The organism is Streptomyces marispadix (assembly GCF_022524345.1).
Lineage (GTDB): Bacteria > Actinomycetota > Actinomycetes > Streptomycetales > Streptomycetaceae > Streptomyces > Streptomyces marispadix.
Genome location: NZ_JAKWJU010000002.1, coordinates 5899423 through 5911703, shown reverse-complemented (window position 1 = coordinate 5911703; position 12281 = coordinate 5899423). Strand labels below are relative to the sequence as shown.

The window sequence follows — 12281 nt, the reverse complement described above, 5'->3', positions numbered from 1 at the left end:
CACCGCGCGCTGTGCCTTACACAGCTGTGCACTGCACGTCGAGGAGCATTCCCATTGCGCGAGTTCACCGTCCCGGCTCTGGCGCCCACACCCCAGGTTGGCGGGCTGGCTGACACCGTTTTCGACCATGCCACCGAAGACCCCGACCGGGTCGCGCTGTCGCGCAAGGACGCGGCGGGCGAGTGGCAGGATGTGACCGCAGCGGAGTTCCGCGACCAGGTGATGGCCATGGCCAAGGGCCTGCTCGCGGAGGGCATCCGTTTCGGCGACCGTGTCGCCATCATGTCCCGTACTCGCTACGAGTGGACGCTGCTCGACTTCGCCCTGTGGGCCATCGGCGTACACGTGGTGCCCATCTACCCGACGTCCTCGGCCGAGCAGGTCTGCTGGATGATGCACGACGCCGAGGTCTCGGCCGCCATCGTCGAGCACGAGGACCATGCGATGACGGTCGGCTCCGTCATCGACCGGCTGCCCCAACTCAAGCGCCTGTGGCAGCTCGACGCGCAGGCGGAGAAGGAACTGATGGCCGCGGGCGCCCACTTGGACGACGATGTCGTCCACCGGCACCGGCTCGCCGTCACTCCCGACTCCACGGCCACGATCATCTACACCTCGGGCACCACGGGGCGCCCCAAGGGCTGCGTGCTCACCCACGCCAACTTCATCGCCGACGCGGACGCCCTCCAGGGCCGCTATAGCCACGTCTTCAGCTCCAAGCCGAGCGAGCCGCCGTCCCTGCTGCTCTTCCTGCCCCTCGCGCACGTCTTCGGGCGCATGGTGCAACTGGTGTGCATACGTTCCAAGGTGAGGCTCGGGCACCAGCCGGTCATGGCGGCCGAGGCACTGCTGCCCGACCTGAAGACGTTCCGGCCGACGTTCATGCTGGCCGTTCCGTACCTGTTCGAGAAGATCTTCCAGGCGTCGCGCCGCAAGGCCGAACTGGAAGGAAAACTCGGCCCGTTCGACAAGGCCGTCGACGTGGCGGTGCGCTACGCGGAGGCCATGGAGCACAAGGCGTTCCGCACCGGGCCCGGCCCCAGCGCCTCGCTGCGCCTGAAGCACCAGGTCTTCGACACCCTCGTCTACAGCAAGATGCGCGAGGCCATGGGCGGCCTGTGCCGTGGCGCCATGTCCGGCGGCAGCGCCATGGAGCGGCGGCTCGGGCTGTTCTTCGACGGCGTGGGCATGCGCATCTACGAGGGCTACGGCCTGACGGAGACCAGCGCCGGCGCCACCGTCAACCCGCCCGAGCGCACCCGCTTCGGCACCGTCGGCCACCCGCTGCCCGGCACCACCGTGCACATCGCCGACGACGGCGAGATCTGGCTCCGCGGCGGCCAGATCTTCCAGGGCTACCTCAACAACCCCAAGGGCACGGACGAGGCACTGCACGACGGCTGGCTCGCGACCGGGGACCTCGGCTCCCTGGACGAGGACGGCTATCTCACCATCACGGGGCGGAAGAAGGAGATCCTGGTCACCTCCGGCGGCAAGAGCGTCTCGCCGGGCATCCTCGAGGAACGGGTGCGCGCACACCCGCTGGTGGCGCAGTGCATCGTCGTGGGCAACGACCGCCCGTACGTGTCGGCCCTCGTCACCCTCGACCCGGACGCGGTGACCCACTGGCTCCAGATGCGCGAGAAGCCGGAGCTGAAGCCCACGGAGCTGGTGCGCGACCCGGACCTGGAGACGGAGGTGCGGCGCGCGGTCGTCGCCGCCAACACCCAGGTGTCGCAGGCGGAATCGATACGTACCTTCCGGATACTGGCCGCGCAGTTCACCGAGGAGGCCGGGTACGTCACGCCGTCGCTGAAGCTGAAGCGGAAGGCGATCGAGAGTGCCTACGCGGTCGAGATCGAGGCGCTGTACCACCAGTGACAGCCTGAGGGGCACTCCCAGGAATGCACTCGGTCGTCCTGATCGTTGACCGAACGGAAGCGGAACCGTCCGTCGACATGTAAGGACCGATCGTTCGTGAGCAACGTTCCCACCATCACCCTCAACAACGGCAGCGTCATGCCGCAGCTCGGTTTCGGCGTCTGGCAGGTGCCCGACGACGAGGCGGCGAGCGCGGTGAGCACCGCGCTGGAGGCGGGCTACCGCAGCATCGACACGGCCGCCGTCTATGAGAACGAGCAGGGAACGGGCCGTGGCCTGGCCGCGTCGGGCGTGCCCCGTGACGAGCTGTTCGTCACCACCAAGCTCTGGAACGCCGACCAGGGCCACGACTCCACGCTGCGCGCCTTCGACGCCTCCCTGGACAGGCTCGGCCTCGACTACGTCGACCTCTACCTCATCCACTGGCCGGTGCCCGAGGCCGACAGGTACGTCGACACCTGGAAGGCGTTCGAGAAGATCCACTCCGAGGGCCGCGCCAAGGCCATCGGCGTCTCCAACTTCAACCCCTCTCATCTGCGGCGGCTGCTGGAGGAGACCGGCACGGTCCCGGCCGTCAACCAGATCGAACTGCACCCCCGTCTCCAGCAGGCCGTGCCGCGCGCCTTCCACGCCGACCACGGCATCGCCACAGAGGCGTGGTCGCCGCTCGGCCAGGGCAAGGAGCTGCTCGACGAGCCGAAGCTGCGTGCCGTCGCCGAGAAGTACGGCAAGACACCGGCGCAGGCGGTGCTGCGCTGGCATCTCCAGACGGGGAACGTGGTGATCCCCAAGTCCGTCACGCCGTCCCGTATCAGGGAGAACATCGACGTCTTCGACTTCGAACTCGACGCGGGCGACATGGACGAGATCGCCGGGCTCGACACCGGCACCCGGCTCGGCCCGGACCCGGACACCATGAACTGGATGGGCTGACACGGGCTCCGGAGGCTGACACGGGCTCAGGGACTCACCGGGCTCGGACGCGCTCCAGGGGCGCCAAGTCCCCGTCCGCGCAAGGCCGTTCCCGCCCCGTTCAAGTCCCCACCCCTGCAAGGCGCTGCGCGCGGCCGGGCCGCCCCGGCCGCGCGCAGCCGTGTCCGTAACACCCCGGTCGCATCCGGTCGTACGGCCTCGCCCGTACCTCCCGTACCTCCATCTGGTCCAGCCACGGTGGTGCCTCCCCGGCCGGACCCGGACGCTGAGGCAAGGCCCGACAACGCCTGTGCATCAGCGACACGAGGAGAGCGCCAATGCCCCGTAAGCTCCCGGTCCTCGCCGCGGCGGCCCTGACCGTAAGCGCCCTCGGGATCGGGGTGGTGCCCGCGGACGCGGGCGAGCCCCACCCGCCCGGCACCGGCACCGGCACCGAGGACACCGCCGGCAAGAAGACGCCCGTACCGGACATCGCACCCGGGATGCTCAGGAGCGTCAGCAAGGAGCTGGGCATCACGGTGGCGGACGCCAGGCGGCGGATCGTCAACGAGCAGCGTGCCGTCACGGTCGACAGGAAGCTCCGCAAGAAGCTCGGCGGCCACTACGGCGGCGCCTGGGTCACGGGGGCGACCTCGAAGCTGGTCGTGGCCACGACGGACCGCGACGACACCGCGACGATCAAGGCCGAGGGGGCGCGGCCGAAGGTCGTACGCAACAGCCTCGCCCGGCTCGACGCCGCGAAGAGGGCGCTGGACGGCTCGGCGGTACGGCGGGCGCCGCGCGGCACCGCGGTGTGGGCGGTCGACGTGCGCAGCAACAGCGTGATCGTGAGGGCGGGCGAGCCGGCGGCGGCGAGGGCGTTCCTCACCCGCAGCGGTGCGCCTTCGTCGCTGGTACGGGTGATGAGGTCCGCGGAGAAGCCGCGCACCTACGACGAGGATCTGCGCGGCGGCGACGCGTACTACACCAACGGTTCGACGGGCTGCTCCATCGGATTCCCCGTCACGAAGGGCAACAAGGACGGTTTCGTCACCGCCGGGCACTGCGGAACCGAGGGCGGCCGGACGACGGGCCGCAATCGTGCCGCGCAGGGCACCGTCAAGGGGAGTTCGTTTCCCGGCGACGACTACGCATGGGTGGCCGCCAACAAGGACTGGCGGGCGAAGCCGTATGTGAAGGGCCCAGGAGCCACGAACGTGACGGTGAGCGGGTCGGTGGAGGTGCCGGCCGGTTCGTCGGTGTGCCGTTCCGGTGCGACCAGCGGCTGGCACTGCGGCACCGTGGAGCAGCGCGACGCCACGGTCACCTACCGGGAGGGCACCGTGCGGGGCCTGACCCGTACGTCCGTGTGCGCCGAACCAGGGGACTCCGGCGGGCCGTTCATCTCCGGCGACCAGGCGCAGGGGACGACGTCGGGAGGCTCGGGCGACTGCTCGACGGGCGGTACGACCTACTTCCAGCCCGTGGCCGAACCCCTCGCCGAGTACGGGCTGACTCTGAGCACCGGCTAGGCGAGGCAGCAGCGAAGGGGCGAGGGGCCCGGTCCCTGGGCCCGGTTCTCCGCGGACCGGGCTCCTCGGCGACCGGGCTCCTCGGCGACCGGGCCTCTCGGGCGTCTGCTCCCCCGGCTAGCTCGCGCCGTGGCCCGCCGCGATCTCCTCCACGCGGCGGGCCAGTTCGATGTCCTTCTCGGTGACCTGACCGCCGACGCTGTGGGTGTTGACCGTGACGGACAGCTTGGCGTAGCCGAGCGTCATCTCGGAGTGGTGGTTCAACTCCTCCTGAATCGCGGCCACATGGATCACCATGGCGGCGGCCGGCAGATGCCCGGCGAAGGAGTACGTACGGGCGATGCTGTCGCCGTCCGTGCTCCAGCCGGGCAGCCCGGCCAGTGCCTCGTCGGTCTGCTGCCGGGTCAGCGCTTGTGGGGCCATGACGTGTCTCTCGCTTCCTGTCGGGGCGTATCGCCAGCCTAGGAGCACGGGGCGGCGTGCGGGCACAGGGACAGCGTGAGCGCAGGGCGGCGAGCGCTCCGCTCGCCTGGGTCCCGGCTCATGGGTCGTCACCGGTGAGCGGTCGCCGCCCTGCCGGTGAGGCGGCGGCCCGCGACTCCCCAGGAGCTTTTCCGTGCACACCCGTTGACACCCCGGGCGCGGTTCCGGTTGAGTGCACGCATCGCGCGAAAGTTAAAGCGGTTTAAACACTCGATACCCGCTCATAACGCTCGCCCACTCTCCCGCCCGGACAACTCATGGGCGCTCCCGGACACCCGACTCCTCGCAGAACGAACGGACTTGACGGCATGGCGGCAGCACGCGAGAGGCGTCCCACCATCGCGGACGTGGCCAAGCTCGCCGGGGTCTCCCCCAGCGCGGTCTCCTTCGCGCTCAACGGCCGCCCCGGACTCGCCGAGGCGACCAAGGCACGCATCCTGGACGCCGCCGCCGAACTCGGCTGGCGCCCCAGCCGCCCCGCACAGGCCCTCTCACGGGGCAGAGCGGGCGCGGTGGGTCTCGTACTGACGCGGGAGACCGACGCGGTCGGCGCCGACCCGTTCTTCCCCGCCTTCATCGCCGGCGTCGAGTCGGTCATCTCACCTCGCGGCGACTCCCTCGTACTTCACGTGACGGACCCGGGGAACGAGGCGGCGGCCTACCACCGTCTCTCCGCCGACCGGCGCGTCGACGGCGTGCTGCTCACCGACATGCGCGTCGACGATCCGCGCCCGGAGCTGACGAAGGGGCTCGGGCTGCCCGCCGTAGTGGTAGGCGACCCCGACTGCGCCCAGGGACTCTGTGCCGTGAGCCTCGACGACAGGCCCGCGTTCGCCGCGGCCGTGCGGCGGCTGGTGGAGCTGGGTCATCGGCGCATCGCACATGTGGCGGGCCCGAGGGAGTTCCGTCATGCGCGGCGCCGTCAGGAGTCGTGGGAGCAGGCAGTGAGGGCGGCCGGGCTGACGCCGGGGCCGGTGCTGCCGGGCGGATTCACCGCCGACGGCGGCGCGGCGGCGACACGTGAGCTGCTGGCGCCGCCCGCCGGGGAGCGGCCGACGGCCATCGTCTACGCCAACGACCTTTCGGCGACCGCGGGTCTGGCCGTGGCCCACCGGCTGGGCCTGTCCGTGCCGGAGGAGCTGTCCGTGGTCGGCTACGACGACACCCCGCTCGCCGCCTACACCCACCCGCCGCTGGCCTCCGCACGCGCCGACGCGCTCGGCTGGGGCGCCGCGGCCGCTCGCGCGCTCGACGAGGTCGTCGCCTCCGGGCGTGCGGACGACGTCGAACTCGCCCCCGCCGAGCTGCTGTCACGCGACTCGATGGGGCCCGCACCGGGCTCGGCGCCCCGCCCGGAATCCGCAACGACGGCGGACGCCGCACGGGGGCCCGGCACCGAGGCAGGCGCCGCGCAGTCAACCGGCCCCGCCCGCAAGCCCGTTCAGACCAGGCCGACGACCCCACGGAGCGAATCTTGCTGAGGAAGACGGCGGCGGCGCTGCTGCTGCTCGCGCTCACCGGCGCGAGCACGGGATGCGCCCGTACGACGCCCGACAGCGCTGCCGCGTCATCGTCACGCGGCCCCGTCACGGTGTGGCTGTCCAACAACGCCCAGGAAGTGGCCTGGGGCGAGAAGTGGATAGCCGAGTGGAACGCGAAGCACCCGCGCGAGCGGATCAAGGCCCAGAAGATACCCGCGGGCAAGACCTCCGAGGAGGCGCTCAGCGCGTCCATCGTCGCGGGCAACAGCGCATGCCTGGTCTTCAACACCTCGCCCGCGTCCGTGCCGCAGTTCCAGAAGCAGGCGGGTCTCGTCCCCCTCGACGGCTTCCCCGGCGCGGAGGAGTACATCACGGCACGTACGGGCGAGCGGGCGGCCCAATACCGTTCCGAGGACGGGAAGTTCTACCAGCTCCCCTGGAAGAGCAACCCCGTGATGATCCTCTACAACAAGAAGCTCTTCGCGAAGGCCGGGCTCGACCCCGAGCATCCGAAGCTGTCGACGTACGAGGACTTCCTGGCCTCCTCGCGCAAGCTCGTGCGCAGCGGAGCGGCGAAGGCGGCGATCTGGCCGGCGCCCAGCTCCGAGTTCTTCCAGTCGTGGTTCGACTTCTATCCGTCCTTCATCGCGGAGACGGGCGGCAGGCAGCTCGTCGAGGACGGCAAGCCGCGGTTCGACACCCCGGAGGGCCGCCGCGTCGTGAGGTTCTGGCGCGGCCTGTACCGGGAGAGGCTGGCGCAGCAGGAGCTGTTCCCCGGCGACTCGATGGCCGCGGGCAAGGCGGCGATGACGGCCGCAGGGCCGTGGGCGGTCGCGGCGTACAAGGACAGCATCGACTGGGGTGTGGTGCCCGTGCCGACCTCGCGTGGCGTGCCGGCCTCGAAGACGCACACCTTCTCCGACGAGAAGTCGGTCTCGATGTTCAGCGCCTGCGAGAACCGCGCGACGGCCTGGGACGTGCTGAGGTTCGCCACGTCGAAGAGGCAGGACGGCGCCCTGCTGGACGAGACGGGCCAGATGCCGATGCGCCCGGACCTGCTGAAGACGTACGAGGGCTGGTTCGAGAAGAACCCGGGCTACCGGAAGTTCGCCGACCAGGCGGACCGGATCGTCGAGGTGCCCGGTGTCGCCGGGTCCGTCGACCTGTGGCAGGCGCTGCGGGACCGCTGGACGGCGTCCGTGGTCTTCGGGCGCGAACGGCCCGAGCCCGCGCTGCGCGACGCCTCCGAGAAGGTCTCCGAACTCCTCGACGAGTACTGACGATTGCCGAGGTCCCCGATGAGTCTCCCTCTGATCTCCCCTGCTTCAGGCGGCGGTTCGCCTTCGCCCGGCACTGCGGGCCGCGGTGTGTCGCCGGGCGGCGGCCCGCGTGGCGGTCTGCGCGGCCGTCCGCGGGGCGGCGGTACGCGCGGCGCCCGTTCGCCGCTGGGCGCGCTGTTCGTCACCCCGTACGCGCTGTTCCTCGTCGTCGTCTTCGCCGTGCCGCTCGGCTACACGGTGTGGATGTCCTTCCACCGCTTCTACTTCACCGCCCCCGGCACCGAGGTGGACGCACCGTGGGTGGGACTGCGCAACTACCAGGACGTCTTCACCGATCCGGTGGTGCTGCGCTCCTTCCTCAACATCGCCGTCTTCCTCGTCATCAACATCCCGCTGACGGTCGTGCTCTCGCTCGTACTCGCGTCGGCGCTCAACTCCCGTGTGCCGCTGCGGTCGTTCTTCCGCGCCGCCTACTACCTGCCGTACATCACGGCGAGCGTGGCGCTGGTGGCGGTGTGGGGCTATCTCTTCGGCACGGACGGGCTGCTGAACCATCTGCTCGGCGGCCTCGCCCCCGACCCCTCGTGGCTGGTCAACTCGGTGCTGGCGATGCCGGTCGTGGCGGTCTTCGTCACCTGGACCAACCTCGGCTTCTTCGTGATGCTCTATCTCGCCGCGCTCCAGAGCGTGCCCCGCGAGCTGTACGAGGCGGCAGGCGTGGACGGCGCGGGACGGGTACGGACGTTCATGGCGGTGACGGTGCCCGGTGTCCGGCATGCGACGACCCTCGTCACCGTGCTCGCCGTCATCAAGGGCTCCAACCTCTTCACCGAGCCGTATCTGCTCACCGGCGGCGGCGGTCCCGACCATGCATCGGCCTCGCCGGTGCTGATCCTCTACCAGAAGGGCATCGAGCAGGCGCATCCGGACTTCGCGGCGGCGCTGGGCGTCGTGCTGGTGCTGGTCGTGGTGACGCTCTCGCTGATCGCCCGCAGGCTCACCGAGCGCAAGGGAGCGTGAGCCGTGAACACACGCCGCCACAGCACCAGTTGGCCGAAGCTGGCCCTGCTCACGGCAGGAGCCGTCGTCTTCCTCTTCCCCTTCGCGTACATGCTGTCGCAGTCGCTGAGCAAGCAGACGACCGGCGACCTGGGCTCGGTGATCCCCACCCCGGGCAGCAGCGGCACACAGAACTACGAGGCCGTCAACGGCGCTGTCTCGCTCGGCACTTCGCTGGTCAACTCCGGCGTCTTCACGGCGGGCGTGCTGCTGTGCACGCTCGTGATCGGAGTGCTCGCCGGATACGGCCTGGCGCGGCTGCACTTCCGCGGGCGCAGCACGCTCTTCGGTGCGCTGCTGCTCGTTCAGACCGTGCCGTTCCAGCTTCTGATGCTTCCGCTGTACGTACTGGTGGTGCGGGACTACGGGCTGGGCGACAGCTATCTCGGGATGATCCTTCCCTTCGCGGTCAACTCCACGGCCGTCTTCCTCTTCCGCCAGTTCTTCCTCCAGCTTCCCGCCGAACTCTTCGAGGCGGCACGCATCGACGGCGCCGGCGAGCTGCGCATCCTGTGGCGGGTGGCGCTTCCGATGGCGCGGCCCGCGCTGCTGACCGGCACTCTGATCGCCTTCATCGGCCCCTGGAACGAGTTCCTGTGGCCGTTCCTGGTGACCAAGGACGCCGAGATGCAGCCGCTCGCGGTGTCGCTCGCCGGGTTCATGAGCAATCTGCGCGGCACCGTCGAGAACCCGACGGGTGCCGTGATGGCCGGGGCGTGCGTGCTGGCCGTGCCCGCCGTGGTGCTCTTCCTGCTCTTCCAGCGCCACTTCACACAGACGAACATCGACTCCGCGACAAAGGGCTGATCCCACAGTGTCCGACCGCTCCACCGACGCCTCCCGCGAACAGACCGCTGACGCCGCCGACTTCGGCGGCCCGGCCCGTCCGGCCGCCGGAGGCGTCTCCTCACATGTCCCGTACCGGCTCGTACGAGAAGGCGTCGTGATGTCGCCGTCCCCGGGCGACCCGCTGGAGGCGGAGGGCGTGCTCAACCCGGCGTCCGGACGTACCGAGGACGGCTCGCTCCATCTGCTGCCCCGCCTCGTCGCCGAGGGGAATGTCTCCCGCGTGGGACTCGCCGAGGTGACGCTGACGGACGGGGTGCCCACGGGCGTCACCCGGCGCGGAGTGGTACTCGCCCCTGACGCGGGCTGGGAGCGCGGCAAGAACAACGCGGGCGTCGAGGACCCGAGGGTGACGTGGATCGAGAGCCTCGGCCAGTACGTGATGTCGTACGTCGCCTACGGGCCGCTCGGTCCGCGCCCGGCGCTCGCCGTCTCCGCCGATCTGCGCGACTGGCGGCGGATCGGTCCCCTCCAGTTCGCCTATCAGCCGGATCTCGACACCGACCTCAACCTCTTCCCCAACAAGGACGTCGTGCACTTCCCGGAACCCGTGCCCGGCCCGGACGGCGAGCCCGCTTACGCGATGCTGCACCGGCCCATGTGGGATCTGGGCTGGTTCCGTCCCGGCGAGGGCGTGCACCTTCCGGCAGGCGTCACCGACGAGCGGCCCGGCATCTGGATCAGCTATGTGCCAGCCGCCGAGGCCCAGGCGGACGTCACCGCGCTGACCAGGCCGCGCCACCACCGGCTCGTAGCGCTGTCCGAACACCCCTGGGAGCAGCTCAAGATCGGCGCGGGCCCGGCACCGGTGCGGGTCGATGAGGGATGGCTGCTGATCCACCACGGTGTCTCCGGGAACATGGAGCGGTTCGTGGCCCAGCAGCAGAACGTCAGCTACTCGGCGGGGGCGATGATCCTCGACCCGGCGGACCCGGCGAGGGTCCTGGCCCGCTCGGCGGAGCCGCTGATGGCACCGGAGACGGAGGAGGAACGCTCAGGGACGGTGCCGAACGTCGTCTTCCCCACGGCGATCGAGGAGATCGACGGCGTGCGCCATGTCTTCTACGGGATGGCTGACGCGCATATCGGCGTCGCACGCCTGGAGAGGACGGGCTGAACCGGCTGAGGCCGGGGCCGGGTGGGCGGGCCCCGGGGCGGTCGGGCCTGTCAGGGCTTACCGCTCCGGTCGGTGATTCCCGCTCCGGGGGGCGCCCGGCGGCCGTATGCGCGACCGTGGAAGGTGACGGCCCGGAAGGGGAGGGCGACGAGAACGGCGAGGAGGGCGCCCGGTGGACCCGCTCACGGCACTGGACAGGATCGCCTTCCTGCTGGAACGAGTGCAGGCGCCCACCTACCGGGTGCGTGCCTTCCGTACCGCGTCCCGCGTACTGGCAGCACTGGGCCCCCAGGAGGTGGAGCGGCGTGCCGCCGCCACAGGAGAGCTGGAGTCGCTGAAAGGGGTGGGGCCCAAGACCGCGCAGGTCGTACGGGAGGCGCTGCGCGGCGAGGTACCCGGCTATCTCGCCAGGCTGGAGCGGGAGGCGGAGACCGCTCCGGCGGCGACCACCGTGGACGACGCACCGGTCACCGACGAGGCACGGCGGCTGCGCTCCGCGCTGCGCGGCGACTGCCATATGCACTCCGACTGGTCCGACGGCGGCAGCCCCATCGAGGAGATGGCCCGTACGGCCGCCGAACTCGGCCATGAGTGGGCCGTGTTGACCGACCACTCGCCACGGCTGACGGTCGCTCGCGGCCTGTCCGCGGAGCGTCTGCGTCAGCAGCTCGACGTGGTGGCGGAGGTCAACGAACGGCTCGCTCCGTTCCGTCTGCTGACCGGCATCGAGTGCGACATCCTCCTGGACGGCTCGCTGGACCAGGAGGAGGAGCTGCTGGCCCGGCTCGATCTGGTGGTGGCTTCCGTGCATTCGAAGCTGCGGATGCCGTCTGCGGACATGACGCGGCGGATGACCGCCGCCGTCCGCAATCCGCTGGTGGACGTGCTCGGTCACTGCACCGGCAGGCTGCGCTCAAGCCGTCCGGAGTCCGACTTCGACGCGGAGGCGGTCTTCGCGGCGTGTGCCGGGTCGGGCACCGCCGTGGAGATCAACTGCCGCCCGGAACGGCTCGATCCGCCGCGTCGGCTGCTGCGGCAGGCCGTCGCCGCCGGCGTGCTCTTCTCGATCGACACCGACGCCCATGCGCCGGGACAGCTCGACTGGCAGATCAACGGGTGTGTGCGCGCGGTGGAGTGCGGTGTGCCCGCGGAGCGCGTCGTCACGACCTGGACGGCGGCGGAGCTGCTGAGCTGGGCACACGGCTCCCGCGGCAGGTGAGGACGGGCGGCCGAGCCCGGACCTTGCGGCGCCGCGGTCGATGCGGCCGAAGCCACCGATGCGACAGGAGGACGAAGGTGTCCGAGGACGGTTCCGACGAATCACGCTCCGGGTCCGAAGGCCCGGCGCCGGGGCAGGAGTCAGGGCAGCGTCCACGGCCGCGGACACGGCACGGCGAATCCAAGCCGCCGCTGACGATCCGTATGGGCCACGCGGAGATCCAGATCCGTCAGCGCTATGCGCTGGCGAGCATCGCCAACGACATCCTCGTCGCCGTGTGGTTCCTCGCCGGCAGCGTCATGTTCTTCTACCCCGGCACACAGCAGGCAGGCACCTGGTGCTTCGTCTTAGGAAGTGTGGAGCTGCTGGTCAGGCCGCTGATCCGGCTGTCGCGCCAGTTCCATCTGCTGCGGCTGCACGGCGGGGACTACGCCGCACAGGAGACGTCGCAGGACTTCTGAACCCTCCGCC

At 70.5% G+C, this 12281-nt stretch carries 11 protein-coding genes; 10 read left to right on the top strand and 1 reads right to left on the bottom strand.

Annotation, left to right across the window (positions count from 1 at the left end):
- The first annotated feature begins 54 nt into the window (after positions 1-54).
- The 3 genes from MMA15_RS24580 (at position 55) to MMA15_RS24570 (ending at position 4325) form a co-directional block, all read left to right on the top strand.
- On the top strand, positions 55-1881 hold the full coding sequence (locus MMA15_RS24580; RefSeq protein ID WP_241062350.1) for an AMP-dependent synthetase/ligase: 1827 nt from the start codon (positions 55-57) through the stop codon (positions 1879-1881).
- Between the two features lie 96 nt (positions 1882-1977).
- Complete coding sequence (locus MMA15_RS24575) at positions 1978-2814, top strand: aldo/keto reductase (protein ID WP_308290587.1); 837 nt, start codon at positions 1978-1980, stop codon at positions 2812-2814.
- A 317-nt stretch (positions 2815-3131) separates the two neighbouring features.
- Positions 3132-4325, top strand: coding sequence for a S1 family peptidase (locus tag MMA15_RS24570; protein WP_241062349.1), 1194 nt, complete (start codon positions 3132-3134; stop codon positions 4323-4325).
- 117 nt (positions 4326-4442) lie between these two features.
- On the opposite strand, the gene MMA15_RS24565 is transcribed toward MMA15_RS24570, so the two are convergent.
- Positions 4443-4748: a 4a-hydroxytetrahydrobiopterin dehydratase gene (locus MMA15_RS24565; RefSeq protein ID WP_241062348.1), complete on the bottom strand. Its 306-nt coding sequence runs from the start codon at positions 4746-4748 to the stop codon at positions 4443-4445.
- A 368-nt stretch (positions 4749-5116) separates the two neighbouring features.
- Between MMA15_RS24565 and MMA15_RS24560 the strand changes: the two genes are divergently transcribed.
- The 7 genes from MMA15_RS24560 to MMA15_RS24530 all read left to right on the top strand — a co-directional run bounded on the left by MMA15_RS24560 (position 5117) and on the right by MMA15_RS24530 (position 12271).
- Positions 5117-6289: a LacI family DNA-binding transcriptional regulator gene (locus MMA15_RS24560; protein WP_241062347.1), complete on the top strand. Its 1173-nt coding sequence runs from the start codon at positions 5117-5119 to the stop codon at positions 6287-6289.
- A complete protein-coding gene (locus MMA15_RS24555; RefSeq protein ID WP_241062346.1) occupies positions 6283-7569 on the top strand; it encodes an extracellular solute-binding protein in 1287 nt (428 codons plus the stop codon). Before MMA15_RS24560 ends, MMA15_RS24555 begins: the two co-directional genes overlap by 7 nt.
- Positions 7570-7587: 18 nt before the next feature.
- A complete protein-coding gene (locus tag MMA15_RS24550) occupies positions 7588-8589 on the top strand; it encodes a carbohydrate ABC transporter permease (protein ID WP_241062345.1) in 1002 nt (333 codons plus the stop codon).
- Positions 8590-8592: 3 nt separating this feature from the next.
- Positions 8593-9435, top strand: coding sequence for a carbohydrate ABC transporter permease (locus tag MMA15_RS24545; RefSeq protein WP_241062344.1), 843 nt, complete (start codon positions 8593-8595; stop codon positions 9433-9435).
- A gap of 139 nt (positions 9436-9574) precedes the next feature.
- A complete protein-coding gene (locus MMA15_RS24540; RefSeq protein ID WP_241063454.1) occupies positions 9575-10591 on the top strand; it encodes a glycoside hydrolase family 130 protein in 1017 nt (338 codons plus the stop codon).
- Between the two features lie 172 nt (positions 10592-10763).
- Positions 10764-11810 carry a PHP domain-containing protein gene (locus MMA15_RS24535; RefSeq protein ID WP_241062343.1) on the top strand — a complete coding sequence of 349 codons (1047 nt, stop codon included), beginning with the start codon at positions 10764-10766 and terminating at the stop codon, positions 11808-11810.
- 77 nt (positions 11811-11887) lie between these two features.
- Positions 11888-12271: a YrhK family protein gene (locus MMA15_RS24530; RefSeq protein ID WP_241062342.1), complete on the top strand. Its 384-nt coding sequence runs from the start codon at positions 11888-11890 to the stop codon at positions 12269-12271.
- Positions 12272-12281: the final 10 nt, after the last annotated feature.